This is a genomic window from Devosia sp. LjRoot16 (assembly GCF_964252795.1).
Classification (GTDB): domain Bacteria; phylum Pseudomonadota; class Alphaproteobacteria; order Rhizobiales; family Devosiaceae; genus Devosia_A.
The window spans coordinates 573895-598328 of the sequence record NZ_CAXUPH020000004.1 but is presented as its reverse complement, the minus strand read 5'-3'; the positions used below and the strand labels follow the sequence as shown (position 1 = coordinate 598328).

Genomic DNA, 24434 nt, shown 5'->3' with positions numbered 1-24434 from the left:
CGGAGACCAGATGACGCGGGTCAGGCCAATCACCGAAGCGGACATTCCAGGCTTTCATGCGGCGCTTGACGCCGTGGCGCGGGAAAGCAGCTTTCTGAGGGGCAACCAGGCGCCACCACTGGACGATGTCGCGAGCTTCGTTCGCGGCAATATCCAGACCCGAAACCCGCAATTCGTCGCGCTCAGCGACCAGGGGAGCATTGTGGGTTGGTGCGACATCGTCCGCGGACGCGGCGAGCACGAGAGTCACCTGGGCGAACTGGGTATGGGAGTCATGGCGCAGTGGCGCGGCGCCGGCCTTGGCAGGCGGTTGCTGGCCGCGACCGTGGCGGCCGCCGATGCGGAGAGATTCCTGCGTATCGAACTCAGCGTCCACTCAGACAACCTGCGGGCAATATCGCTCTATCGCGGCTTTGGGTTTGTCGAGGAGGGGCGGAAGCTGAAGGCGCGCCTGAAGGCTGCCGTGCCTGTTGATGTGGTGCTGATGGCCCGCCTCAGGCCAGTGGAGGATTGGCCTTCGCGCTAGCCGGCAGGGGCAGCCACAGGAGTTCCCGGTGCTACGCCACGCTTCCGGTATCCGAAGTCGAGCGGATCAGCGTTTGCCTGGCCGATGCCAGGTGCCTGCGGCAGGCGGTGGCGACCGCGCTCCGCGATCGGCTCAGCAGTGCATCGATGTAGGCAAGGTGCTCGCGGATCGCCACCTCGTTGCGCTCCCGCTCGTCCTTCTTGTTCCACTGGTAGTGGTAGTGGAAAATCAGCGTGATGATGTCGAAGAAGCCGTCGATGAAGCGGTTCGGCACCGCCGTGTTCACCAGCCGGTGAAAGCGGCTGTCGAGGTCGGAAAAGTCCTGGAAGCGGGTCTCGATCTCGCTCAACAGGTCGATATGCTCCTGCCGCAACCGGCGCAGTTCGTGCCACAGCGGCGAGCTCCCCGGCAGGCTGCTGAACTCCCGGGCTGACCGCAGTTCGAACATCTCGCGGATCTCGAACAGCTCCAGTGCGAAGCTATGGGTGAAGCCCTGCAACACCCAGCCACCGCTCGGCCGCCGCTCAATCAGCCCGAAGCGCTGGAAGCTGTTCAGAAACTCGCGGATCACCGTGGTCGCAACCTTGAACTGACGCGCCAGGTCGAGCTCGTTGATCAGGGCCCCGGCTTTGGCATCGCCGCGCAGCATCCATTCCATGAACTGTTTCTCGACTTGCACCGAGGTCGGAACCGTCTCGGCTTCGGGGAAGGGCTGCACCTCGCCGGCTGAGGCACGCGCAAAGCGCGACCGTCCCGTACCGGCCACCACGCCCTGCTCGGTCAGCGTCGCGAGGATCTTGCGCACCGTGGTGCGGCTGACGCCCAGCTCGGCCGCGAGCATCGTTTCAGACGGTATCGGATCACCGTCGCGCAGCCGCGAGGTCAACAGCAGGGCGTCGTTGAAGGCCCGTTTGAACAGCGTATCCGTCTTCACATCGCTCTCCGTCTGTTCTGTTCTGTAACTGATAAAAAACAATTTGACGATGTCCCGAAATAGAAGTTTTTTGTACATAAGAAACACGAGGGAGGGGCGTGTGCTGGTGAAACAAGGACCAGATGCGGAGCCGGCTGAGGTACGTACCCGGCCGCTCGCCGACGGCGCGGCGCTTGGCGTCGCGTTGAAGCTGCTCGGCATCGGTCCGCTGCTGATCCTGATCCTGCTGGTGGTCGGCATCAGTCTTGCGACGCCCAACTTCCTCAAGCCGGTCAATCTCGGCAACATCCTGGCGCAGACCGCGGTGATCGCCATTGTGGCGATCGGGCAGCACCTGGTGATCCTGACCCGCGGCATCGATCTTTCGGTCGGCGCCAACCTGGCGCTGGCGACGGTGATCGGTGGGCTGGTTTTCCGGGTTGCCGATTCCGGTCCGCTGGTGATGGCCGCGATGCTTATCGCCGGTGGGGCGGTGGGAGCCATCAACGGCATTGTCTATGTCTTCGGCCGGCTGCCACACCCCTTCATCATCACGCTCGCAACGCTCAGTATCGCCCGCGGCCTGGCGCTGGAGTTCGCCACCGGGCACACCACGATGCGCGGCATGCCGATCGAGATCGCGTTCATCGGCGGCGGTTCGACATTGGGCATTCCCAACTCGTTCTTCGTGGTGTTCGGCGTCGCCGCGCTGGTCCTGCTGATGGCCCGCGCCATGGTGTGGGGGCGCTGGATCTATGCGGTGGGCGGCAAACCCGAGGCAGCGGTGCAGATGGGCATCCCGGTCAAGTGGGTGCTGGTCTCGGTCTACGTCATCTCGGGCCTCTGTGCGGGCGTCGGCGCCATCGTCTTGGCGGGCCGCACCGAAGCCGCCTCACCGCTTTACGGGAACCTGCTCGAGCTCGACACCATCGCGGCGGTGATCATCGGTGGCGCCAGTTTCCTCGGCGGGCGCGGCCATATCGGGCATGCCCTGGTCGGCGCGGTGATGATCGGGGTCATCCGCAACGCCCTCAACCTGCTCAATGTCGATGTGTTCTTTCAGATGATTGCCATCGGGGCGATCATCGTACTGGCCGTCGAGGCGGACGTGCTGCGCAACCATCTGGAAGCGCGGGTGCGCGTCATGCAGTCGGGGAGGGCGTCATGAGCGCCGCCGCGTCCGCCTCGCCGGTCCATTCCGCCTCGCCGGTTCTGGCCGTCAACAATGCCGAAAAGCGCTTCGGCGCCGTGCACGCCTTAAAGGGCGTGAGCCTCGAGGCGTATCGCGGCGAGGTGCTGGCGTTGCTCGGCGATAATGGCGCCGGCAAATCAACGCTGGTCAAATGCATCAGCGGCGTCCACGGCCTGGATGGCGGCGAAATCCTGCTCGATGGCCAGCGGACCGCCATCCACAACCCGGCGGCCGCCCGCAGCGCCGGCATCGAGACCGTCTACCAGGACCTGGCGCTGTTCGACAACCTGACCCCGGCGCAGAACTTTTACTGCGGGCGGGAGCTGTCTTTCCCCTCCTGGCTGCCACGCGGCATGCGGCTGCTGAGGCGCCGGGCGATGGACCGGGAGGCGGCGGCGGTGATTGACCGGCTGAAGGTCCGGTTGCCCCGCTTCGACGCACCTGTGGCGCTGATGTCGGGTGGGCAGCGCCAGGCGATCGCGGTGGCGCGAGCAACCGTGTTTGCCCGCAAGGTGGTGATGCTGGACGAGCCGACCGCGGCGCTCGGGCTGCGCGAGGCGCGCAAGGTCCTCGACCTCATCGCGCAGCTGCGCGACGAGGGCAACGCGGTGATCCTCATCACCCACAACATGGAACATGTCGTCGAACTGGCCGACCGCGCCGTGGTGCTGCGGCAAGGGCGCAAGGTCGGCGAACTCAAGCCAAGCAAGGCAAATCAACACGAACTGGTCTCGCTCATCGTCGGAGCGGAGGCCTAGATCGTTTCACCGTTCAAGTGAAACGGTGAAACGATCTAAGTCATTGATTTTGGAGCGCTTTCGAACCGGAAAAGTCTGCAACTTTTCCTGAAAGCGCTCTAGGGCGCCGGTGCAGGCGCTCGGGGATCGATTCCGAGGGGGATCGAGGAGAGCGACCGCCAACGCGGTCGGAATGGGAGGAAACTATGAAGCTCAAACGACTGCTGGGAGGGCTGGCGCTCGCCGCGGCGATTGCCGGGCCTGCCATGGCGCAGGACAACGTGAAGCTCGGGTTCATCACCAAGTTCCCGGTGCCGTTCTTCGCCACCATGGAAGATGCGGCCAAGGCTTACGCCGCGGCCAATCCGGGTGTCGAGATCATCTACGGGCAAGGCACCTCGGCCACCGATATCGAGGGCCAGATCGCCCAGATCGAATCGATGGTCACCCAGGGTGTGCAGGGGATTGCCCTGACCCCGGTTGATCCGACCGTGGCGCCGGCGCTCGACAAGGCGATTTCCCAGGGCGTGAAGATCGTCCTGATGGACAACAACATCCCCGACTGGAAGGGGCGAACCTCGCTCGCCACCACCGACAACTATGCCGCCGGCGTGATCGCCGGCCAGTACCTCAAGTCGGTGCTCAAGGCCGGCGACACGCTCGGCATTCTCGAAGGCGTCCCTGGCGTTCCGGCGCTGGATGATCGCGTCAATGGCATGCTCGAGGGCCTCAAGGGAGTTGAGGTCAAGGTGGTCGGGCGTGCCGGCACCAACTGCACCGAGGAACTCGGGATCAACGTCGCCCAGGATCTGCTCACCGCCAATCCTGATCTGAAGGCGATCTATGCTGCTTGCGGCCCTCCAGCCGCAGGAGCCGCGCAGGCCATCAAGAACACCGGCATCGCAAGCGACGCGATCGTCCTGGTGGGCTTCGATTTCTGCTGCGGAGAAGCGGAAGCCCTGACCGCAGGCATCGAAGACGCGACCGTCGCGCAGTTCCCGGCGAAGATGGCCGAGCTCGGCGTCGATGCTTTGGTCAAGGCCATCCGCGGCGATGAGGTCCCACTCCTCATCGACTCGGGCGCCGCACTGGTGACCAAGGACACCATGTCCCAGTTCCAGTGACGCGCCGCGAGAGCCGGGCCCTCGGTCTCCCCGGGACCCGGCTCTCGCATCTCTTCTTCCGCCACCTACAGTCGAAAGCAGTTTGAATATGCATGCGCTTGTCTGCCGCCAGCCCGGAATGCTCGAGCTCGAGACCCGGTCAACCCCACACCGCGGCGAAGGCGAAGCGCTGGTGCGCCCGCTCAGGGTGGGGATCTGCGGCACCGACTACCACATCTATGAGGGCAAGCACCCTTTCCTCGAGTATCCGCGCGTCATGGGACATGAGTTGGCGGTCGAGGTGCTGGAGGCGCCGGCCGGGTCCGGTTTCGCTCCCGGCGAGATCTGCGTGGTCAACCCCTACATTTCCTGCGGCAGCTGCATCGCCTGCCGCGCCGGCAAACCGAATTGCTGCGTGCGGATCGCCGTGCTCGGCGTGCATCGCGATGGCGGCATGGCCTCGCTGCTCAGCCTGCCCGCGTCGAACCTGGTCAAGGCGGCAGGCTTGAGCGTCGATGCCTGCGCAACAGTCGAGTTCCTCGCCATCGGGGCGCATGCAGTCCGCCGTTCGAACGCGCGGGCAGGACAGCGTGCGCTGGTGATCGGCGCGGGTCCCATCGGTCTTGGCGTGGGGCTTTTCTCCAGCCTCTCGGGCGCTGAGGTCACCATGATGGATCTCGATCCGGAGCGACTCGCGGCCGCCGAGGCGATCGTCGGGGCTCAAACGATCGCGGCGGGCGACGGGGCCAGGGAGGCCGCCGCCGCACAGACCGGGGGAGACGGTTTCGACATCGTGTTCGATGCGACCGGCAACGCCCGCTCGATGCAGAACGGCTTCGATTTCGTCGCGCATGGCGGAACCTATGTCCTGGTCAGCGTAGTGAAGAGCCCGATCAGCTTCGAGGACCCCGATTTTCATCGCAAGGAGATGTCGCTGCTGGGCAGTCGCAATGCCACGTCGGAGGATTTCCAGCGGGTGATCGCCGCGATCGCGTCCGGTCGCGTCCCCATCGATAAGCTCATCACGCATCGCACGACGCTGACTGATGCGGCGCGCGACATTGCGCTCTGGGCCACGCAGAAGCGTGGACTTATCAAGGCGGTGATCGAGATCGCCGCCTAGCCGTCGGTCGCTTTGCGACTGCGGTCTGCAGAACCTCGCGGGTCATGGCACCCGCGGGGCGATGCCCGTTTGGTGCTGCCAACCGAGGTCGCGGCACTGACATGTTAGAAGGATTTTTCAGCTGTGAGCGTCCTCACCGGCTTGTGACATGCAACTTAGATGATAACGTTTCAACTTACTTGATGGAGGAACGGCCCAAGGCCGGCAATCAAGGAGGAGGAACCAATGAACATGCATAAACTCACGTCCAGAATCCGCCGTCGCGCCGTGCTGGCCGGGGCAAGCCTCGCCATCGTCTTGGCGGCAGTGCCGGCGCTGGCGCAGGATTTGAGCGGCGAGCTCGTCATCTTGCAGTGGCAAGGCGGCACCGATGCCGAGATGTGGCAGAAGCTCGAAGCCGATTTCACCGCCAAGAACCCCGGCGTCGCCGTCCGCGAACTGGTGGTGACGGGGCAGGGCGACATGCGCGGTCCGATGCGCACGGCGCTGCTCGGCGGCGAAAAGGTCGATATCATCATCAACACCTGGCCGGCCTTCCGCGCCGAGCTGGTCGATGCCGGTATCCTGCGTCCGATCGATGATCTCTGGGCCTCGGCCGGGCTCGACGCCGTGCTCGACCAATCCTGGAAGGATCTCGGCTCTACTGCTGGCGTCACCTATGGGGTGAACTACACCTACGGCGATCGCTCGGCCATCTGGTACAAGAAGGCCCACCTCGAAAAGGCCGGCGTCGAGCCTCCCAAGACCTGGGAAGAGTTCCTCGCTTCGATCGACAAGCTCAAGGCTGCCGGCTTTGCCGCGCCGATCGCCATGCCCGCCAAATACTGGGCGCATGGCGAATGGTTCGAAACGCTGCTGCTGCGCACCGGTGGCGTCGAGGCGGCTTCGAAACTTGCCGCCCACGAGATCGGCTGGACCGACGATATCGTCAAGACGACGCTCAAGAAGTATGCCGAGCTGCTCAAGGCCGGCTGCTGCGGCACCCCGGAGCAGATGTTCGCCGGTGACTGGGACTACTCGGCCGACCAGATCTTCACTGCCGATGCCTCCAACTACCTGATGATCGGCATGTGGATGAACGCCCGGGCCCGCAACGACTACAAGCTCAACGAAGGCGTCGACTACTCGATCTTCCAGTTCCCCTCGCTCGGCCTCGGCCATGACGACACCTCGAGCGTCGATGCCAAGGAAGTGGCGGTCACCGCCAATGGCGCCAATCCGGCGGCGGCCGACGCCTTCGCCGTCTACATGGTCAGCAAGGACGCTGCCGATATCCTTGCCTCCTACGGCTATGCCTCGCCCAGCAAGAACGCCGACCCGTCCCTGCTCGGTCCGGTGCAGCAGATCGCGACCGCGGCCGTGGCGCAGTCCAAGGTGCAGTTCGTGCTCGGCGACCTGCTCCCCGGCGACCTGGTCGACGAATATCGCGTGCAGCTGCAGAAGTTCCTGCAGGATCCGTCCGACGCGACGATCGACGCGGTGACCGCGGCGATCGAGGCCAAAGCGATGGAACTCTATTGATATGCAGGACTCCGTAGCCCCCCAGACGGCGGGCTCGCGTCCCGGCGTTCCCTCCCGGCTTCGCGGCGAGCAGAGCAATCTGCTTGCCGCGAAGCGGAGGGTCAGGGACTGGCCGGCAGCCTGGCTGCTGATCACCCCGGTGCTGATCCTGTTCGGGATCGCGGTGGTGTTCCCGCTGATCGATACGATCCGGCTCAGCTTCTTCGACATCAAGGGCCTCGCCAAACCGAAATTCATCGGTGTGGGCAACTACGTGAAGCTGTTCACCGATCCGGCGTTCCGCAACACGCTCTTGACCACCCTGACCTTCACCATCTCGACCACCATCATCTCGGTGGGGCTGGGCTGGATGCTGGCCATGGTGAGCGCTTTCGCGCCGCGCCAGACGCTGCCCTTCCGGGTGATGATTTTCGCCGCGTTCGGAATTTCCGAGGCGGTGGCCGGCTACATGTGGATCGGCATCCTGCGCCCCGACGCCGGTGGCCTGCTCAATGCGGTGATCGGCTTGTTCCAACCCGGCTTCGCGCAGCCCTGGCTGGGCGACCCGCGCACTGCGCTCTGGGTGTTGATCATCGCCGCATCCTGGGGCGGCGTCGGCCTGCCGCTGATGCTCTGCTTCGCCTCGGTGCAGTCGATCCCCAAGACCCTGTTCGAGGCGGCCTATATCGATGGCGCCAACCATTGGCAGGTGATGCGCAACATCATGATGCCGCTGTCGCTGCCTGGCGTACGGGTGGCCGTGTTCATCAACCTGCTTGGCGCGCTCCGGGCCTTCGACATCATCTACATCCTCACCGGCGGTGGTCCGGTGCGCAGCACCGAAACGGTGGGCTATTTCATGTACCGGGAGTCGATGACCCAGTTCAAACTCGGCTACGGCGCCGCGGCGACCGTGGTGCTGCTGGTGGCCGTGCTCGTCGTTTCCATTCCCGCCATCATCCAGCGAACGGCAGGTGCAAGATGATCGGACGCGCCCCCCGCTGGCCCACCATCGTGCTTGGTGTCTTCGGCTTCATCTGGATCATCCCGATCATCGGCATCGTGATGACCTCGATCCGTCCCCTGGCCGAGACGTCGCGCGGCTGGTGGCGTATCGACAGCTTCACCCTCACGCTCAGCGCCTGGCAGCGGGTGTGGGAGGCCTATCCGCTCGCCCCGGCCTTCGTCACCACGGCCATCCTCGCGGTGCTCGCCACCGTCGGGACCATGCTGCTGACGCCCGCCGCGGCCTACGCCTTCCACTTCCTGAAATTCCCGTTCCGCCGCCTGCTGCTGATCATCATCATCAACGCCTTCGTCCTGCCCCAGCAGGTGGTGATCATCCCGCTGTTCCAGCTGTGGCGCGAACTGGGGTTGATCGACAATTTCCTCGCCGTGCTCATCCCTTACATCGGGCTGAGCTTCGCCTGGTCGATCTTCCTCGTGAAGAACTTCCTCGAGGATTTCCCGACCGAGGTGGTCGAGGCCTCGCGCATCGATGGCGCCGGGCCGCTGCAGACCTTCTGGTACATCGTCCTGCCCAACAGCCTGAGCTCGGTGTTCGCCACCGGCATCCTGCAATTCCTGTGGACCTGGAACGCCCTGCTGCTGCCCTTGCTCTATCTCAGGACCAACGTGCCGCTGCCGGTGATCCTCGCCCGCGTCAACGGCACCTATGAACTCAACTGGGACCTCCAATCGGTGGCGGCCATCGTCACCACCGTGGTTCCGTTGGTTGTCTTCCTCATCTTCCAACGTCAATTCGCCGCCGGGGCTGAAACCCGCACCGGCGCCAAGGATTAGTCATGCCCGCCACGAACAAGCCGCTCCGCTATCGCCAGATCCACCTCGATTTCCACACTTCCGAGCACATTCCGGGGATCGGCTCGGCCTTCGACCCCGAGGATTTCGTGGCGACGCTGAAGGCGGCGCATGTCAACTCGATCACCATCTTCGCCAAGTGCCACCATGGCTGGTCGTACTACCCCACCAAGGTCGGCGCGCCGCACCCCAACCTGATGCGGCCCGACCTGATGGGCGACATGGTCAAGGCGCTGACCGCCGCCGATATCGAGGCGCCGATCTACATCTCGGTGCAGTGGGACGAGCGCAACGCCCGCATCCACCCCGAATGGCGGGTGCGCAGCGCCACCGAGAACCGCTTCGACCCCGATCAGTTGACCGCCGGCTGGCACACGCTCTGCCTCAACCACCCGGCCTATCGCGCCGAGCTGCTCGAGCAGGCGCGCGAAGTGGCCCGCAACTACGAGACGCCGGGCCTCTTCTTCGACATCGTGCTCACCCCAGATTGCGTCTGTGCCGAGTGCCTCGCCAGCATGGCCGAGCAGGGGCTCGACCCCGAGAACCCGGCGGACCGGCTGAAGAACGATGAGGCGGTCAACGAGCGGTTTCGCGCCGAGACCAGCGCGGCGCTCAATGCCGAATTCCCCGGGCTGCGCGTCTTCTACAATTGCGGCCATATCCACAAGCAGGGCCCGCAGCGCTTTTCCACCTACACCCATCTCGAGCTCGAAAGCCTGCCGACCGGCGGCTGGGGCTATGACCATTTCCCCTCGAGCGCCCGCTATGCGGCAACGCTCGGCCTCGACATGGTGGCCCATACCGGCAAGTTCCACACCAGCTGGGGCGAGTTCGGCGGCTTCAAGCACCCCGATGCGCTGGAATTCGAGGCAGCGCAGATGGTGGCGCTGGGGGTCAAGTGCCTCGTCGGCGACCAGTTGCACCCCGACGGCTCGATCAACCCCGACACCTACGCCTCGATCGGCCCGGCCTATGCGCGGATCGAAAAGCTCGAGCCCTATCTCGAGGGCGCCCGTCAGGTCTCGGACGTGGCGATCCTCACCGCCGAGTATTTCCACCCGGTCGGGGCGCGCAACAACCTGAGCGACGACGGCGCGGCGCAGATGCTGCAGGAGCTGAAGCTCCCGTTCGACGTGATCGACCCGGCAACGCCGTTCGAGAACTACAAGCTGATCATCCTGCCCGACGAAATCCCGGTCGATGCCGGGCTCGCGGCCGCGCTCAAGGCCTATGCCGACAATGGCGGCAAGCTGATCCTGTCCGGCAGGTCGGCGATCAACCCCGATGGCAGTTTTGCTGTCGACGCCGGCATCCGCAGCGCCGGTCAGGTGGCATTCGAGCCGTCCTATGTCCGCGCTGCCTCCGGACTCGACGCCGGCCTCACCGCCTCACCCTTCGTCATGTATGGGGTCGGGGAGGCGATCACAGCCGAGGGCGCCGAGGTGCTGGCCGAAATCGGCCCCTCCTACTTCAACCGCAGCTACAAGCATTTCAGCTCGCACCAGCACGCTCCCGATGATCCCGCGGCGGCCTCGCTGGGGGCAGCGGTGACGGTAAAGGGCGGCATCGGCTACATCGCCTACCCGATCTTCCAGATGTACCACGCCATGGGTCAGCCGCTGTACAAGTACCTGGTGCGCGGGCTGATCGACCGGCTGCTGCCCAGCCGCGCCATCGTCACCGACCTGCCGTCGTCCGGTCGGGCGACGTTGACGCAGCAGGCGGCGCAGCAGCGCCATGTCCTCCACCTGCTCTATGGGGCGCCGCAGATCCGCGGCAAGGCGGTGCCGGCCGGCGAAGGCCATACCCGCGTCATGGAAATGATCGAGGATATTCCGACGCTTGGGCCGGTGACGGCCTCGGTGCGCTTGCCGCGTACGCCAGCCCGCGTCTATGACGCTCTGACGGGGGAAGACGTGCCGTTCACCAATGGTGGCGATCGCGTGGAAGTGCGGCTCCCGAGCCTTCGCATCCACGCCGCGCTGGTCTTTGAGGGAACGGTTTGAGCGACACCGACGACACCGAGAGCGGCCGGCGGCGCCACGCCACCATCGTCGAGGTCGCCGACCGCGCCGGCGTCGCCATCGGTACCGTGTCGCGCTACCTCAACGGCCACCCGGTGCGCCGCGGCAATCGCGAGCAGATCGAACAGGCAATCGGCGAACTCGGCTATCGCCGCAACGCCATTGCCGCCGCCATGAAGGCCGACCTCACCAACACGGTCGGCTTCATGGTGCCCTCGCTGTCGGAGTTCCACGCGCCGGTGCTCGAGCATCTGAGCCGGTCGATGCGTCGCGCCGGCCGGGCGCTGTTGAGCTATTGCCATGATGCCAACCCGGCATCGATTGGCGATGCGCTCGATTTCTTCGTCACCCATCGGGTCGATTGCCTGATCATGGATGGCCGCAACGACGTCGATGAGCGCATCCTCGAGCTCATCGGCAACGGCACGCCGGTGATCTTTTACGACAATGGCTGGCCGGGCCTGCCGGTGGATCGGGTACTGGTCGAAAACCGCGCCGCGAGTTTTCGCGCTGTCACGCACCTGCTCGATATCGGTCACACCCGCATTGCTGTGCTGACAGGCAATATCGGCGACTGGACCGGCGGCGAGCGCTTCGAAGGCTATCGCCAGGCGCTGCTCGGCCGCGGCATCGAGATCAACCCCGACTATGTGCTCGATTCGCATTGGTACGAGACCGAAGCCTATTCCGGCATGCTGCGCCTGCTCTCGCTCCCCGAACCGCCCACCGCACTCTATTGCTGCAACTACAACATGGCGGTCGGCGCGCTGCGGCTGCTTCGGGAGCACGGCTTGCGGGTTCCCGACGACATCTCGCTGGTCAGCTTCGACGACGTGCCGCTGTTCCAGCTGCATGAAACCGGCATTACCGCGGTGGCTCAGCCGGTGGCCAAGATCGCCGAGACCATCACCTCCATCATGGCCTCGCGCCTGTCGGATCGCGGCCTCAGCCACGCGCCGCACACCATCACGCTCAACTGCGACATTATCCTCCGCGGCTCGACCCGCCGCCTGCCAGACGCCCAGCGCCCCCGCTGATCCAACCCCTTCGCGCTTCCGAGGACCCGACCATGCCACGCTATTGCCTTGACCTCGATACCCCCGCGGCCGGGTTCATCGACAGCTTCCTCATCGGCAATGGCTGGCTCGGGGCGACGCTCGGCGGCGGCGTCGGCACCGAACGCTTCGCCCTCAACCTCGATACGGTGTGGTCCGGCGGGCCGCTGCAGCCCGCAGCCGACGAGGGTCCAGCTCGGCTGATGCCCGAACTGCGCGAGGCGATCCGCCGCCGCGATTACCTCAAGGCCGACGAGTTGGGGCGAGCGCTGCAGGGCAAGGCCTGGACCCAATCCTACCAGCCGCTCGGCGCCATCGAGCTCACCTATGCCGATGCCGATGCGACCGCCTACACCCGCCGCCTCGATCTCGCCGAGGCCGTGGCCCACAGCAGCTACGGCGCGGTTCGGCTCCAGAGCTTCGTCTCCCATCCCGATGGTGTGCTGGTGGCGACTGCCACGGGGCAGGGAGTGCTGGCGCTCGACAGGGTGGGCATGGCGTTCGTTTCGCCACACCCCGACACGCACATCTCGCTGTCCGAGGAGCATGGCATCAGGTGGCTGGTGGCCACCGCCCGGGTGGCTGCGCATGTCGTTCCCAACTACGTGCCGAGTGAGGAGCCGATCCGTTACGACGCGGCTGCGCCTGCGGCCGATGACACCGTCGCCACCGGCATGGGCTATGCCGTCGTCGCCGCAGTTGAGCGCGACAGGCAAACCGGCGGCCTCCGCCTCATCGCCTCCGCCGCCTCGGGCTATCGCGGCCACGATCAGCGGCCCAGCGCCGATTTCGCGGCCCTGGTGTTGGAGGCCCGGGCGCGCGTCGCAGCGGCCCTCGAGACCGGTCCAAGCGAGCTCCGACAGCGCCACCGCGACGATTATCGGCGCTTCTTCGATCGCGTCGACCTCGACCTCAGCGCCTCAGGTCCCGTGGCGGAACGGGCCGAGCTGCTGTTCCATTTCGGCCGCTACCTGATGATCTCGAGCTCGCGGCCCGGCACCGAAGCGAGCAACCTGCAGGGCATCTGGAATGTCGACGTGCGCCCGGCATGGTCGAGCAACTACACCATCAACATCAACACCCAGATGAACTACTGGCCGGCCGAGGCCACTGGTCTCGGTGACCTCCACACCCCGATGTTCAAGCTCACTCGCGAGCTTGCCGAAGCCGGCGCCGTCACCGCCCGGCGCTACTATGGCGCGGCCGGGGCGACCGCCCATCACAATGCCGATCTCTGGCGCTTCACCGCGCCGGTGCCCGGCATCCCGCAATGGTCGAACTGGCCGGCCGGCCTCTACTGGATGGCGGCGCACCTGCAGCACCATCTCGACCACGGTAGCGCGGGGGAGGGATTTGCGGCGGAGACGGCGCTGCCGGTGTTCCGCGCCGCGACCGAGTTCGCCCTCGACATGCTGGTCGACGACGGCGCCGATGGTCTCGTGGCCAGCCCCTCGACCTCGCCCGAGCACAGCTTTGTCGTCGGCGACGCCAAGGTCGCCATTACCGCGGGCACGGCGATGGATCAGGAACTGATCCGCGAGACGCTCGAGAATTTCGTCGGGCTCGCCGACCCCACCGATCCACTTGCAGTGCGGGCGCACGCGGCGCTCGGTCGCCTGCGCCTGCCGGTGATCGGCGCGGCCGGCAACCTGCTCGAGTGGGACGACGACAAGACCCCGGCCGAGCTGGGGCACCGCCATCTCTCCCACCTCTACGGCCTCTATCCCGGCATCCGCATCACCGAGACCGGTACGCCCGAGACGTTCGAAGCGGTGCGCCGCGCCCTGGCGCTCCGCCTCGACAACGGCACCGGCTATACCGGCTGGAGCCAGGCCTGGGTGCTCTGCCTCGCGGCGCGTCTCAGGGATCGCGATTTGGCCGAGCGCTCTATCAGCGGGCTGCTCGACCATCTGACCTCGCGCGCTCTGCTCGTCCTCCACCCGCATGACGGTTGGCCGGAGGGCAACGTGTTCCAGATCGACGGCAATTTCGGCGCCGTGGCCGGGCTTACCGAACTGGTGGTGCAAAGCCACGAAGGCGCCATCAGCCTGTTAAAGACGCTGCCGCCGAGCTGGTCGGCAGGCAGCATCCGCGACATCCGCTGCCGTGGCGGGCACCGGGCGAGCGTTTCGTGGCAGGAGGGCAGGCTGACGTCGGCAGCCATACTGGCCGGGCGCGACGGCGAGATCGTCGTCGACCTGCCGGATGGCGAGGTTGCCGTAACCGATCCGTCGGGACCTGTGGCCGTACGACTCGTTACTGGCGCCGCAGCGGGCAGGCGCCGCCTCGCCTGGAGCGGCAAGACGGCAACGCGCTACGCCATCTCTCCACGCTGAGCCGTGGGCTCGGCGTTGATAAGTCGATGCTGTCTTTGGAGGAAAGTGGTGCCCGGGACCGGAATCGAACCAGTGACACGCGGATTTTCAATCCGCTGCTCTACCAACTGAGCTACCCGGGCAACCGTGGCGCCCGAGGGCGCTAAGTCGGGCGGTTTATAGGGGGCATTGTCGGGGTGCGCAAGCGGGTTTTGCCATCTTCCTCAATGTGGAAAACCCGCCTTGGAAACCGGGCATGGAAGCCCGGTCCCGGGTATCGTTTCTGCACCATTCCGGTGGCTTGCTGCCGGCCGCACGGCTAGTCTGCCGCCGATTCAAAAAGAGGAGCCACCATGCTTGAGGATATCAGGGGCAAGCGCGCCCTCATCACCGGGTCGTCCACCGGCATCGGGGCCGCAGTCGCCAAGGAACTGGCGCGTCTGGGCGCCGCCGTCGCCGTGCACGGCAACAAGAATGCCGAAGCCGCCGAAGCCGTCGCCGCCGAGATCCGCGCCGCGAGCGGCAAGGCGGTGGTGGTGCTCGGTGACGTGAGCAACTCGGCCTCGGCCGCCCGAATCGTCGCCGATGCGGCGGCCGGGCTCGGCGGGCTCGATATCCTGATCAACAATGCCGGCGCGATTCTCGATCGCGTCACCAACGCCGCCTTCGACGATGCGACCTACGACCGGGTCTATAACCTCAATGTCCGCTCGGTGCTGGCTGTCACCAAGGCCGCCTATCCGCACCTGAAGGCCGCCGGCGGCGGTTCGATCATCAATACCGGCTCGGTGGCCGGTCGCTTCGGCGGCTTTGGTGGCTCGGCCGTCTACGCCTCGGCCAAGGCCGCGGTGCACTCGATCACCCGCAACGCGGCCCGCGAGTTCGCCCCCGACCACATCCGCGTCAACGTCGTCGCCCCGGGCTTCATCATCACCCCGTTCCACGACAAGACCCCGCAATCGGTCAAGGACAACGCCGCCGCACAGATCCCGATGCAGCGGCTGGGCACGGCCGAAGATTGCGTCGGCGCCTATGTGTTTTTGGCTTCGGACTCGATGTCCGGCTACATCACCGGCCAGATCATCGACGTGAACGGCGGGCAACTGATGCCGTGAGGGGTGGAGGCGGCAGACGCCGGATCATCAGTCGGGCATCTCCCCCTTGGCGGGGGAGAAAGCGATTTCTTAGGTTTAGCCGTTTGGCTAAGCCTTAGAAATCGCAAGAGAGGGGGACGTGAAGGATGCGCCAACCAGTCCCGCCTCGGCACCGCGCCTTCGCCAAATCCCTCCGCACCGACAGCACCGACGCCGAACGCAAACTCTGGTCCGTGCTCCGCGCCGGGCAACTCGATGGCTTGAAGTTCAAGCGCCAGGTGCCGCTCGACGGCTACATCCTCGACTTCGTCTGCCTTGAGGCCAGGCTGATCATCGAACTCGATGGTGGCCAGCACAGCGGCTCTGCTGCGGATCTGGTGCGCGACGAGCACTTTCGGGCGGCAGGCTTTCGCACGCTGCGGTTCTGGAACAACGACGTGCTGGAGAACCTCGGCGGGGTGTACGAGAAGCTGCGGATCGTGCTGAGAGATCGCGACCCCCTCTCTGGCGAAAACTAAGGGCCTAGCTGCGCTAAACCCAAGTTTTCGCTTTCTCCCCCGCCAAGGGGGAGAGTCCCGACTGATGCGCCGATGCAAATGGAAGCCACCGAACATCTCCCCCTTGGCGGGGGAGAAAGCAAAATCTTAGGTTTAGCCGTTTGGCTAAGCCTTAGATTTTGCAAGAGAGGAGGTCGTTTTGCGGACCCTACTCCTCGTCTTCCGCCTCATCGATCTTGGGAACCCCATCCTCCTCATCCACCTCCACCGGCTCGGCCGGGATCACATAGCTCCCGCTGAGCCAGCGATTGAGGTCGATGTCCTGGCAACGGCCCGAGCAGAACGGATGGTGTTGCTGGCTCGACGGTTTGCCACAGATCGGGCAGGGCCGCGTCGGCTTCAGCTTGATGATCTCGGCGGTCATTCGGAGCGTTTCCAGGAAAAGTGCGAAGCGGTTTTCCGGTTCGGAAGCGCGACCACTATAGAACTCTTAAACCGCTGTCAGGTTCGACTGGTTGAGCCAGTTGAAATGCACCGGATAGCCTTCACCCGCCAACAGCCCCACCGTCTCGTTGAGTGGCAGCCCGACCACCGCCGAGTAGGAGCCCTGAAGCTTCAGGACGAACGCCCCGGCGATGCCCTGGATGGCGTAGCCGCCGGCCTTGTCGCGCCATTCGGCGCTGGCGAGGTAGCTTTCGATCTCGCGGGCCGAGAGCCGCTTGAAGCGGATGCGGGTTTCGACCAGGCGTTTGCGCATCTGGCCCGACGGCGTCAGCATGGTGACGGCGGTGAACACCCGGTGCGAGCGGCCCGAGAGCACGCGCAGGCACTCCGAGGCTTCTTCCATCGTCTCGGCCTTGGGCAGGATGCGGCGGCCCACGGCCACCACGGTATCTGCCGCCAGCACCAGCGCGTTACCCGCGATGCCGGTGGTCTTGGCCTTGTGCTGCGCGGTGATCGCCTTCTGGTCGGCGAGGCGCTGCGCGAGCTTGCGCGGCAGCTCGCCTTTTTCCGGCGTCTCATCGATATGCGCCGGCACCAGATGTTCCGGCTCGATGCCGATCTGGTTGAGCAGCGCGAGGCGCCGCGGCGAGGCGGACGCGAGGATAAGCTCGGGACGGCTGGCCATTGGGTGCCCTATTTGAAGCGGTAGGTGATCCGGCCCTTGGTCAGATCGTAAGGTGTCATTTCGCACAACACCTTGTCACCCGCCAACACACGGATGCGATTCTTGCGCATGCGGCCGGCAGTATGGGCGATGATCTCGTGCTCGTTTTCCAGTTTCACCCGAAACGTCGCGTTGGGCAGCAGTTCGGTGACCACTCCCGGAAATTCGAGCACTTCTTCCTTAGCCATACTGTCTCCATCAGCAGCGCGGCAGTGTCACCCGCCGCACTTCCGGATCTTACCTGAAGCGGTAGTTGATCCGGCCCTTGGTCAGGTCGTAGGGGGTCATTTCGACCAGCACCTTGTCGCCCGCCAGCACACGGATGCGGTTCTTGCGCAGCCGGCCCGCCGTATGGGCGATGATCTCGTGCTCATTCTCCAGCTTCACGCGAAAAGTCGCATTCGGCAGCAGTTCCGTGATCACGCCCGGAAATTCGAGCACTTCTTCCTTAGCCATTCTCTCTCCTGAGACGGCCCCGCGAAACACGTTACTGGCAATGTCGGGGGCTTGAATTGGGCGCCACCTATACTGGATGTCGCCCGGTTTGTGAACCACCCGCAGGTGGGGATGCTCTGTTGATATGGGGAATGCGGTACGATTTGAGAAGTGGGTGACGTTTGCGCGCTGACTGCAGGCAGACGGCCCCCTCCCATCCTCCCCCATGAAGGGGGAGGTGCCCTGCCGGTTCACTCGGTACGATCATAGACAGAGCCTCGACTCTTCACCTCCCCCTTTATGGGGGAGGTCGGGAGGGGGCCGTCTCTATCAGTCAGCCCGCTCACCCCACCTTCGCCGGCGCCGCCACCAGCTTGTCGAGCCGTTCGCGCACCCGCTGCTGCAGTGTATCGCGCAGGGTGCGATAGGCGCTGAGCACCGCTTCGCGGTTGCCCTCGGTCTCGGTGGGGTCCGGCATCGGCCAGTGCTCGATCGCCCCCATCTCCAGCCCACGCCGTTCGACCGCCTCGGGCGCGTCGGTCGACAGCGTGATGACGAGGTCGAAATGGTTGGCCACCAGCTCGTCCATGGTGTGCGGAGTATGCACGCTCATATCGATGCCGATTTCTTCCATCACTTCGTGCACGAACCCATCGGCCTTGCCCGAGCGCACCCCGGCCGAGCGGACGATCAGCCGGCCGGGAAAGAACCGCCGCGCCAGCGCCGCGGCGATCGGCGAGCGCACCGAGTTCATCGAGCAGACGAACAGCACTGTCGGCAGGTTCGACTCGCGCTCGTCGATCCGGCTGGCGAAGGGCTGCACCGCGCAGATCAGCGTGAACAGCCGACGTGCGGTGTTGAGGTCCATCTCCAGCTTGTTGTCGAGCCGGGTGCGCAGCAGCTCCGCCGCCTCGTTGTGCAGGCCGCGCCGCGCCATGTCGACGGTTTCGATCTGGTAGGTCGAGCCGGTCTTGATCGCGTCGTAATAGCTTTCGCGAATGCGGAAATAGTCGCGGATCAGCCGCCGGAACGGCGTCAGCGACAGATAGTGCGCGGCGATCGGCTCATAGGTGTCGGGGTTGCGCACATCGAGCACGATGTAGTTCGAGATGATCGAGACGTGCAGCGCGTAAGGCCCGGTCGCCTTCACCCGCGCCGGGGCGAAGACGTTCTCCTCGACCAGGTCGTAGATGGCGATGCGCCACTCATGCACCTCGTCGGGGTCGACCGAGGTGATGGTGTTGGGGTCCAGCGTCACGGCGACGATGCGATCGCTTTTCGGATCGAACTGTCGCGGCGTCAGCGCCATCTAGCGATTGAGCCTTATGGCGATCGAGCGCTCATGCGCCCCGAGCCCCTCGGTTATCGCCAGCGTCCGGGCTGATGGAGCCAGTTCCGCCAGCGAGGCTGGGTCGCACCCGAGTACCGAGGTCCGTTTCATGAAATCGAGCACCCCCAGGCCGGACGCATAGCGCGCCGAGCGGGCGGTCGGCAGCACATGGTTCGAACCGCCCACATAATCGCCGATCGCCTCGGGCGTGTGATGCCCGAGAAAGATGGCACCAGCATTGCGGATTTTGGGGAGCAGCGCCTGCGGATCCTCGATCGCCAGTTCCACGTGCTCGGACGCGATGCGGTTGGCGAGCTCCACCGCTTCCGCCATCGAGGCGACGGTGATGATCGCGCCGAACTCTTCCCAGCCGGCGCGGGTGATCTCGGCCCGCGGCAACAGCTCGATCTGCCGCCACACTTCGTCCTCGACAACATCGGCCAGCCTGGGGTCGGTGGTGATGAGGATCGATTGCGCCCCGCCGCCATGCTCGGCCTGCGCCAGCAGGTCCGCCGCCACCCAGGCCGGGTTGGCGGAAGAATCGGCGATGACCAGCACTTCCGACGGCCCGGCGATCATGTCGATGCCCACCGTGCCGAACACCTGGCGCTTGGCCGCCGCCACATAGGCATTGCCCGGCCCGACGATCTTACTGACCGGGGCGATGGTCGCCGTGCCGTAGGCCAAGGCGCCGATCGCCTGCGCTCCGCCGATCCGGTAAATCTCGGTCACGCCGGCGATCTTCGCCGCCGCCAGCACCGCATCATTGGCCTCGCCGCCCGGCATCGGCACCACCATGGCGATGCGGCTGGCGCCGGCAACCTTGGCCGGCACGGCGTTCATCAGCACCGACGAGGGGTAGGCCGCCGTGCCGCCCGGCACGTAAATGCCCACTGCCTCGACCGGCGTCCAGATCGTCCCCAGCGTCACCCCGAGGTGATCCTGGTAGACGTGGTCCAGCGGCTTCTGCTTTTCGTGGTGCGCGCGGATGCGCTCATGCGCCACCGTCAGCGCCGAAATCACCTCGGCAGAGGTTCGCGCACTGGCGTCGGCGATTTCCTCGTCGGTAACCCGCAGCGCCCACGCGGCCTGCGCCGGCTTGTCGAACTTTTCAGTGTACTCGATCACCGCCGCGTCGCCGCGTGCCTTCACGTCCGCGAGGATCGTGGCCACCGCGTTGCCCACTTCCTCCGAAGCTTCGCGCTTCGAATTCAGCAGTGTCTCGAAAGCTTCGGCAAAGCCGGCATCCCGGCTGTCCAGAATAACTGGCATTAGTCGACGTGCTCGGGTTTGACCTTCGCCGCCCAGGCGGCGCCCAGATCCTGCAGCCGCGCTTCCAGCACTTCCACTTCCAGCCGCACCGTGCCGCCGCCGGCAAACGCCAGGTCGACCCAGCCGCTCGGCGCCGCGTTCTCGGTGAAGCGGATGGTCAGCAGTTCCAGCGCGCCCTCGAGCGAATTGGTGTCGATCCCCGCCACCTTCACCCCGGTCACCCGGTCGAAGTGCAAAGCCGCGCGCTTCCGCACCCCCGCCTTGGCGTTTCCACCGTCTTCCCAGGCATAGCGGTTCATCAGCAGCGCAAAGCGCTGGTCGGCCTTGGCGTAACCCATATCGCCGACGCGCACGATGGCGTCCTGCGTGGTCGCCGAAATCACGTCGAGGTCTTCGCTATCAAGCGCCAGAAGCTTGAGATCGGTCATGTGTTGGGGGTCCGGAAACGGTGGAATTGACCAGCAAGTGGGGGCCCGACAGACGATCTACAAGCTAAGCGCCGAGGGGGCAATCGCATATGAGCGCAGGTGGCTCCCGCGACCCCCTCTCTTGTGGGAGAAGGTGCCCGAAGGGCGGATGAAAGTACGGGAGTCTTAACGCACTCGCTCCTCTGCGGAGGAAAATTACCTCTCCCTGATTTTCTGCTGAACGCAGAAAATCTGGCCCTCCGCAAGGGCGAGGAAGAAGTCGGTGATTGGTGCAATTTACTTGATAACTGACCAGTCAGTCAGTTATAATCATCCTCATGAACACCACCGACAAGAAGTTCCGCCGGCGTGCAGAGGCGCGGCCGGACGAGGTGCTGGATGCGGCGCTGGAGCTGTTCATCGAGAAGGGCTTCGCCTCGACCCGGGTCGAGGACATCGCCAAGCGCGCCGGGCTGAGCAAGGGCACGGTCTATCTCTACTTTCCATCCAAGGAAGCGCTGCTCGAAGGGCTGGTGCGGCGGGTGGCCCGATTGCAGAGCGGGCGGTGCCGGATATGGCCCAGTTCGAAGGCGATCCGCGCCTGCCCATCGCCATGCTGGTGCATACGCTGCAAAATCTGCTCTGATCCCAATAATCTCGCGGTGCCGCGGCTGATCCTGCGCGAGATCATGAATTTTCCGGCCATTGCCGAACTCTATCGCCGCGAGGTGCTGGGCAAGGTGATCCCGGCGCTGACGGCGCTGGTGGCGCGCGGCGTCGCTTCGGGGCAGTTGCGAAAATCGATCCGGAAATGACCGTGCGCTCCATTGTCAGGCCCATCGTGGCCCATGTGGCGCTGAGCGAAGTTTCAGCATGCGGCGGAAAAGAGGGCTGACGCTCGACCGGCTGGTGGAAAACCACCTCGATATCCTGTTTCACGGCATTTCGCCTGCGGGCGAAGGAGACGCCATGAGCGACTTTTCGGCGGTCTGTTGGCGGCCGTTCTCGCCTTCTTCGCGCACGATGCCGGGCCCACTGGCTTCACCGGCTATATCAGGGCCGACTATGTCTATGTCGCGCCGGTGAGCGCAGGACGGATCACGGAAATCGCGGTGGCCGAAGGCCAGTCGGTGAGGCGCAGGCGACCTGCTCGTGCTCGATCAGAGCCAGCAGCGAGCCCTGCTGTCGGCGGCCGAGGCGCGCGTGGCGGCGGCGCGGGCGACGCTCGAAAATCTCGAGACCGGCAGCCGCAGCGAAGAACTCGATGTCATCCGCGCTTCGCTGAGCAAGGCCGAGGCGGATCTGGGGCTGGCGCGAAAGAGGACAAATCTCACGCGCAGCGAGCAGCTTGAAAAAGCGGGCACGGTTTCGGCGGCCAAGGTCGAGGTGGACAGCAATGCGGTGGCGTCGGCCGAGGCGCCGTCGAACAATTGAAGGCGCAACTGGCGGTGGCCGAACTGCCGGCGCGCTCAGGTCAGCAGGTGGCGGCGGAGGCCAATCTCGCCGCGGCAGAGGCCGATGCTCAAGGGCGCGGATAAATCTTCTCCCGAACGGCAAGTGCATGCGCCGGCCGCAGGCGTCATTGAAAAACTCTATTATGCCGTGGGCGAAGTGGCGGCCGTGGGGACCCCGATTGCCTCCATTCTGCCGGACAAGGCGCTTGAGGCGCGGTTCTTCGTACCAGAGACGGCGCGGTCGAGCCTTTCCGTCGGGCAGGCAGTGACCGTCACCTGCGATGGCTGCGCCGATATGGCAGCGACCGTGGTGCATATCGCGAGCAGGCGCGAACGACGCCACCGGTGATCTATTCGACCGAGGAGCGCAGCCGGCTCGTCTATCTCGTCAAGCGCGGCTTGATGATGCGGCAAAGCTGCAGCCGGGCCAGCCGGTCACCGTGCTGCCATGAGCGAGCCGCTGGTCATCGATGTGCATGGGCTAACCAAGAATTTCGGGCCGAAGCGGGTGGTCGACCATTTCGACATCCAGGTGCCGAAGGGCGCGATTTACGGGTTTCTGGGGCCGAACGGCTCAGGCAAGACCACCACCATTCGCATGCTCTGCGGGCTGCTGACGCCGGATGAGGGTGAGGGCACCTGCCTCGGTTTCGATGTGCGGAAACAAGCCGAGCAGATCAAGGAGCAGGTCGGCTACATGACGCAGAAGTTCTCGTATTACGAGGACCTCTCGATCCGCGAGAACCTCGATTTCGTGGCGCGCATGTACCGGCTCGACCGAAGGAAACAACGGGTCGACCAGGCGCTGGCCGATCTCGGGCTCGCCGACCGCTCGAGGCAGCTGGCCGGCTCACTGTCGGGCGGCTGGAAGCAGCGGCTGGCGCTGGCGGCGTGCCTGCTGCATGAGCCGAAACTGCTGCTGCTCGATGAACCCACCGCCGGCGTCGACCCCAAGGCACGGCGCGATTTCTGGGACGAGATCCGCCGGCTTTCCGCCATGGGTGTCACCGTGCTGGTCTCGACCCACTACATGGACGAGGCCGTGCAGTGCGACTTCATCACTTACATCGCCTACGGCAAGAAGTTGATCGACGGGCCCTCGGGCAAGATTCCCGAAATGGTGGGGCTCGAGACGTGGCGGGTGGAAGGGCCCGAGCTGGCCAAACTCGAGGACCGGCTGCTCAAGGAGCCCGGCGTAGTGCAGGTGGCGCGCTTCGGCACGGTGCTGCACGTCTCGGGCACCGACAAGGCGGCGCTGGAATCGACGGTCGAGCGGCTCAAAGCGGAAGGCACGCATCGCTGGAGCCTGCAGGTTGCCGGGCTCGAGGAGGCCTTCATCTACCTGATGACGGGGGCACGCGACAATTTCGCTGGTGATAGCGGCGCCGCGCCGGCGGGAAAGCAGGCGGCATGAACCTCGGCTTCTCGCTCAAGCGCTTCGGCGCCGTGCTCTACAAGGAATTCATCCAGATGCGGCGCGACCGCATCACCTTCGGCATGATGATCGGGTTGCCGATCATCCAGCTGTTCCTGTTCGGCTTTGCCATCAACGCCGACCCGCGCAACCTGCCGACGCTGGTGGAGATGGGCGATAACGGGCCGTTGAGCCGGGCGGTGATCGCGGGGATGCAGAACTCGTCCTACTTCGCCTTCAAAGGCGCGGTCTCCGGGATCGGCGAGGGCGAAGAGGCGCTGCGCCGGGGTGAAGCCAACTTCGTCGTGGTGATCCCCGAGGATTTTGAGCGCGACGTGGTGCGCGGCAACAAGCCGGAGATTCTGGTGGCAGCCGACGCGTCGGACCCATCGGCGACCGGCGGGGCAGTGGCGGCGCTGTCGGGGATCGTCAACGTGGCGATCGGCGAGACGCTGACCGGACCCCTGGCGCAGCAGGCGGGGTCGGCGCCGTTCTCGATGGTGGTGCACCGGGAGTATAACCCGGAAGGCAAGACCTCGACCAATATCGTGCCGGGGCTGCTGGCCATCATCCTGTCGATGACCATGGTGATGATCACCGCGGTGGCGATCGTCAAGGAGACCGAGCGCGGCACCATGGAGATGCTGATCGCGACGCCGGTAAAGCCGCTCGAGGTGATGCTGGGCAAGATCCTGCCCTATGTGTTCGTCGGCTATGTGCAGACCGCGGTGTTTCTCGCGGCAGCGAGCCTCGTCTTCGGGGTGCCGTTCGAGGGCAGCGTCTGGGCGTTCTTCCTCGGCTTCAACCTGTTCATCGTGGTGAACCTGGCGCTGGGCTTTTTGATCTCGACGGCGGCCAAGAGCCAGATGCAGGCGATGCAGCTGAGCTTTTTCACCATCCTGCCCTCGATCCTCCTCTCCGGCTTCATGTTCCCGTTCGCCGGCATGCCGGGCTGGGCGCAGTTCATCGGCCAGGCCGTGCCGGCGACGCATTTCATCCGGCTCATTCGCAAGGTGATGCTGAAGAGGGCGCCGGGACATTCGATGTGACCCGC

Annotated in this window: 26 protein-coding genes and 1 tRNA gene; 18 read left to right on the top strand and 9 right to left on the bottom strand. The window is 65.1% G+C overall.

Going from position 1 to position 24434, the window contains the following annotated elements; translation table 11 throughout:
• Window positions 1-10: 10 nt before the first annotated feature.
• A complete protein-coding gene (locus ACSQ23_RS20910) occupies window positions 11-526 on the top strand; it encodes an N-acetyltransferase family protein (RefSeq protein WP_436091744.1) in 516 nt (171 codons plus the stop codon).
• 31 nt (window positions 527-557) lie between these two features.
• Here the strand turns inward: ACSQ23_RS20910 and ACSQ23_RS20905 are convergent, their stop codons facing one another.
• Complete coding sequence (locus ACSQ23_RS20905; protein WP_436091796.1) at window positions 558-1460, bottom strand: GntR family transcriptional regulator; 903 nt, start codon at window positions 1458-1460, stop codon at window positions 558-560.
• Between the two features lie 184 nt (window positions 1461-1644).
• Between ACSQ23_RS20905 and ACSQ23_RS20900 the strand changes: the two genes are divergently transcribed.
• The 10 genes from ACSQ23_RS20900 (at window position 1645) to ACSQ23_RS20855 (ending at window position 14330) form a co-directional block, all read left to right on the top strand.
• A complete protein-coding gene (locus ACSQ23_RS20900) occupies window positions 1645-2607 on the top strand; it encodes an ABC transporter permease (protein ID WP_436091795.1) in 963 nt (320 codons plus the stop codon).
• Window positions 2604-3389, top strand: coding sequence for an ATP-binding cassette domain-containing protein (locus ACSQ23_RS20895; RefSeq protein WP_436091743.1), 786 nt, complete (start codon window positions 2604-2606; stop codon window positions 3387-3389). Before ACSQ23_RS20900 ends, ACSQ23_RS20895 begins: the two co-directional genes overlap by 4 nt.
• Window positions 3390-3574: 185 nt before the next feature.
• Window positions 3575-4492, top strand: coding sequence for a sugar ABC transporter substrate-binding protein (locus ACSQ23_RS20890; protein ID WP_436091742.1), 918 nt, complete (start codon window positions 3575-3577; stop codon window positions 4490-4492).
• An 88-nt stretch (window positions 4493-4580) separates the two neighbouring features.
• The gene (locus tag ACSQ23_RS20885) at window positions 4581-5594 is read left to right on the top strand and encodes a zinc-binding alcohol dehydrogenase family protein (RefSeq protein WP_436091741.1); all 1014 of its coding nucleotides are present in this window, start codon (window positions 4581-4583) and stop codon (window positions 5592-5594) included.
• A 231-nt stretch (window positions 5595-5825) separates the two neighbouring features.
• A complete protein-coding gene (locus tag ACSQ23_RS20880; RefSeq protein WP_436091740.1) occupies window positions 5826-7115 on the top strand; it encodes an ABC transporter substrate-binding protein in 1290 nt (429 codons plus the stop codon).
• Between the two features lies 1 nt (window position 7116).
• The gene (locus ACSQ23_RS20875; RefSeq protein WP_055887223.1) at window positions 7117-8079 is read left to right on the top strand and encodes a carbohydrate ABC transporter permease; all 963 of its coding nucleotides are present in this window, start codon (window positions 7117-7119) and stop codon (window positions 8077-8079) included.
• Window positions 8076-8897, top strand: a complete 822-nt coding sequence (locus ACSQ23_RS20870) for a carbohydrate ABC transporter permease (protein ID WP_055887219.1) — start codon at window positions 8076-8078, stop codon at window positions 8895-8897. Before ACSQ23_RS20875 ends, ACSQ23_RS20870 begins: the two co-directional genes overlap by 4 nt.
• Before the next feature lie 2 nt (window positions 8898-8899).
• Complete coding sequence (locus tag ACSQ23_RS20865; protein WP_436091739.1) at window positions 8900-10921, top strand: beta-galactosidase trimerization domain-containing protein; 2022 nt, start codon at window positions 8900-8902, stop codon at window positions 10919-10921.
• On the top strand, window positions 10918-11976 hold the full coding sequence (locus ACSQ23_RS20860; RefSeq protein WP_055887212.1) for a LacI family DNA-binding transcriptional regulator: 1059 nt from the start codon (window positions 10918-10920) through the stop codon (window positions 11974-11976). Before ACSQ23_RS20865 ends, ACSQ23_RS20860 begins: the two co-directional genes overlap by 4 nt.
• 32 nt (window positions 11977-12008) lie before the next feature.
• Window positions 12009-14330, top strand: a complete 2322-nt coding sequence (locus ACSQ23_RS20855; RefSeq protein WP_436091738.1) for a glycosyl hydrolase family 95 catalytic domain-containing protein — start codon at window positions 12009-12011, stop codon at window positions 14328-14330.
• Window positions 14331-14376: 46 nt separating this feature from the next.
• Here ACSQ23_RS20855 and ACSQ23_RS20850 read toward each other — a convergent pair.
• Window positions 14377-14452: transfer RNA gene (locus ACSQ23_RS20850), tRNA-Phe, on the bottom strand.
• A gap of 210 nt (window positions 14453-14662) precedes the next feature.
• Here ACSQ23_RS20850 and ACSQ23_RS20845 point away from each other — a divergent pair.
• Together ACSQ23_RS20845 and ACSQ23_RS20840 are read left to right on the top strand one after the other, a co-directional pair.
• Window positions 14663-15424 (top strand): SDR family NAD(P)-dependent oxidoreductase, encoded by a 762-nt coding sequence (locus ACSQ23_RS20845; protein WP_436091737.1) that lies wholly within the window; start codon window positions 14663-14665, stop codon window positions 15422-15424.
• A 125-nt stretch (window positions 15425-15549) separates the two neighbouring features.
• Window positions 15550-15921, top strand: a complete 372-nt coding sequence (locus tag ACSQ23_RS20840; RefSeq protein WP_436091736.1) for an endonuclease domain-containing protein — start codon at window positions 15550-15552, stop codon at window positions 15919-15921.
• 187 nt (window positions 15922-16108) lie between these two features.
• Here the strand turns inward: ACSQ23_RS20840 and yacG are convergent, their stop codons facing one another.
• From yacG to ACSQ23_RS20805, 7 genes are all read right to left on the bottom strand, one after another.
• Window positions 16109-16324, bottom strand: a complete 216-nt coding sequence (gene yacG, locus ACSQ23_RS20835; protein WP_069907826.1) for a DNA gyrase inhibitor YacG — start codon at window positions 16322-16324, stop codon at window positions 16109-16111.
• A 66-nt stretch (window positions 16325-16390) separates the two neighbouring features.
• On the bottom strand, window positions 16391-17029 hold the full coding sequence (locus ACSQ23_RS20830) for a Maf-like protein (protein WP_055884460.1): 639 nt from the start codon (window positions 17027-17029) through the stop codon (window positions 16391-16393).
• 8 nt (window positions 17030-17037) lie between these two features.
• The gene (infA, locus tag ACSQ23_RS20825) at window positions 17038-17256 is read right to left on the bottom strand and encodes a translation initiation factor IF-1 (protein ID WP_035082742.1); all 219 of its coding nucleotides are present in this window, start codon (window positions 17254-17256) and stop codon (window positions 17038-17040) included.
• Window positions 17257-17305: 49 nt separating this feature from the next.
• Entirely contained in the window at window positions 17306-17524 is a 219-nt protein-coding gene (gene infA / locus ACSQ23_RS20820) for a translation initiation factor IF-1 (protein ID WP_055048078.1), read from the bottom strand.
• Between the two features lie 322 nt (window positions 17525-17846).
• Entirely contained in the window at window positions 17847-18812 is a 966-nt protein-coding gene (locus ACSQ23_RS20815; protein ID WP_436091735.1) for a UPF0262 family protein, read from the bottom strand.
• Window positions 18813-20105, bottom strand: coding sequence for a histidinol dehydrogenase (hisD, locus tag ACSQ23_RS20810; protein WP_436091734.1), 1293 nt, complete (start codon window positions 20103-20105; stop codon window positions 18813-18815). It lies immediately after the preceding gene.
• The gene (locus ACSQ23_RS20805) at window positions 20105-20533 is read right to left on the bottom strand and encodes a DUF2948 family protein (RefSeq protein ID WP_436091733.1); all 429 of its coding nucleotides are present in this window, start codon (window positions 20531-20533) and stop codon (window positions 20105-20107) included. The genes hisD and ACSQ23_RS20805 overlap by 1 nt, the downstream gene beginning before the upstream one ends.
• A 317-nt stretch (window positions 20534-20850) precedes the next feature.
• Here ACSQ23_RS20805 and ACSQ23_RS20800 point away from each other — a divergent pair, with 317 nt between their 5' ends.
• The 5 genes from ACSQ23_RS20800 to ACSQ23_RS20780 all read left to right on the top strand — a co-directional run bounded on the left by ACSQ23_RS20800 (window position 20851) and on the right by ACSQ23_RS20780 (window position 24429).
• Window positions 20851-21327, top strand: coding sequence for a TetR/AcrR family transcriptional regulator (locus tag ACSQ23_RS20800; RefSeq protein ID WP_436091732.1), 477 nt, complete (start codon window positions 20851-20853; stop codon window positions 21325-21327).
• 337 nt (window positions 21328-21664) lie between these two features.
• Window positions 21665-21946, top strand: coding sequence for a hypothetical protein (locus ACSQ23_RS20795; protein WP_436091731.1), 282 nt, complete (start codon window positions 21665-21667; stop codon window positions 21944-21946).
• An 84-nt stretch (window positions 21947-22030) separates the two neighbouring features.
• Window positions 22031-22315: an HlyD family efflux transporter periplasmic adaptor subunit gene (locus tag ACSQ23_RS20790; protein ID WP_436091730.1), complete on the top strand. Its 285-nt coding sequence runs from the start codon at window positions 22031-22033 to the stop codon at window positions 22313-22315.
• A 99-nt stretch (window positions 22316-22414) separates the two neighbouring features.
• On the top strand, window positions 22415-23380 hold the full coding sequence (locus tag ACSQ23_RS20785) for an ABC transporter ATP-binding protein (protein WP_436090201.1): 966 nt from the start codon (window positions 22415-22417) through the stop codon (window positions 23378-23380).
• On the top strand, window positions 23377-24429 hold the full coding sequence (locus ACSQ23_RS20780) for an ABC transporter permease (RefSeq protein WP_436091729.1): 1053 nt from the start codon (window positions 23377-23379) through the stop codon (window positions 24427-24429). Before ACSQ23_RS20785 ends, ACSQ23_RS20780 begins: the two co-directional genes overlap by 4 nt.
• Window positions 24430-24434 lie beyond the last annotated feature (5 nt).

Coding starts and splice junctions, on each gene's coding strand:
- ACSQ23_RS20910 (WP_436091744.1), top strand. CDS start 11: ATGACGCGGGTCAGGCCAATCACCGAAGCGGACATTCCAGGCTTTCAT.
- ACSQ23_RS20895 (WP_436091743.1), top strand. CDS start 2,604: ATGAGCGCCGCCGCGTCCGCCTCGCCGGTCCATTCCGCCTCGCCGGTT.
- ACSQ23_RS20890 (WP_436091742.1), top strand. CDS start 3,575: ATGAAGCTCAAACGACTGCTGGGAGGGCTGGCGCTCGCCGCGGCGATT.
- ACSQ23_RS20885 (WP_436091741.1), top strand. CDS start 4,581: ATGCATGCGCTTGTCTGCCGCCAGCCCGGAATGCTCGAGCTCGAGACC.
- ACSQ23_RS20880 (WP_436091740.1), top strand. CDS start 5,826: ATGCATAAACTCACGTCCAGAATCCGCCGTCGCGCCGTGCTGGCCGGG.
- ACSQ23_RS20875 (WP_055887223.1), top strand. CDS start 7,117: ATGCAGGACTCCGTAGCCCCCCAGACGGCGGGCTCGCGTCCCGGCGTT.
- ACSQ23_RS20870 (WP_055887219.1), top strand. CDS start 8,076: ATGATCGGACGCGCCCCCCGCTGGCCCACCATCGTGCTTGGTGTCTTC.
- ACSQ23_RS20865 (WP_436091739.1), top strand. CDS start 8,900: ATGCCCGCCACGAACAAGCCGCTCCGCTATCGCCAGATCCACCTCGAT.
- ACSQ23_RS20855 (WP_436091738.1), top strand. CDS start 12,009: ATGCCACGCTATTGCCTTGACCTCGATACCCCCGCGGCCGGGTTCATC.
- ACSQ23_RS20845 (WP_436091737.1), top strand. CDS start 14,663: ATGCTTGAGGATATCAGGGGCAAGCGCGCCCTCATCACCGGGTCGTCC.
- ACSQ23_RS20840 (WP_436091736.1), top strand. CDS start 15,550: ATGCGCCAACCAGTCCCGCCTCGGCACCGCGCCTTCGCCAAATCCCTC.
- yacG (WP_069907826.1), bottom strand. CDS start 16,324: ATGACCGCCGAGATCATCAAGCTGAAGCCGACGCGGCCCTGCCCGATC.
- ACSQ23_RS20830 (WP_055884460.1), bottom strand. CDS start 17,029: ATGGCCAGCCGTCCCGAGCTTATCCTCGCGTCCGCCTCGCCGCGGCGC.
- infA (WP_035082742.1), bottom strand. CDS start 17,256: ATGGCTAAGGAAGAAGTGCTCGAATTTCCGGGAGTGGTCACCGAACTG.
- infA (WP_055048078.1), bottom strand. CDS start 17,524: ATGGCTAAGGAAGAAGTGCTCGAATTTCCGGGCGTGATCACGGAACTG.
- ACSQ23_RS20815 (WP_436091735.1), bottom strand. CDS start 18,812: ATGGCGCTGACGCCGCGACAGTTCGATCCGAAAAGCGATCGCATCGTC.
- hisD (WP_436091734.1), bottom strand. CDS start 20,105: ATGCCAGTTATTCTGGACAGCCGGGATGCCGGCTTTGCCGAAGCTTTC.
- ACSQ23_RS20805 (WP_436091733.1), bottom strand. CDS start 20,533: ATGACCGATCTCAAGCTTCTGGCGCTTGATAGCGAAGACCTCGACGTG.
- ACSQ23_RS20800 (WP_436091732.1), top strand. CDS start 20,851: ATGAACACCACCGACAAGAAGTTCCGCCGGCGTGCAGAGGCGCGGCCG.
- ACSQ23_RS20790 (WP_436091730.1), top strand. CDS start 22,031: ATGCTCAAGGGCGCGGATAAATCTTCTCCCGAACGGCAAGTGCATGCG.
- ACSQ23_RS20785 (WP_436090201.1), top strand. CDS start 22,415: ATGAGCGAGCCGCTGGTCATCGATGTGCATGGGCTAACCAAGAATTTC.
- ACSQ23_RS20780 (WP_436091729.1), top strand. CDS start 23,377: ATGAACCTCGGCTTCTCGCTCAAGCGCTTCGGCGCCGTGCTCTACAAG.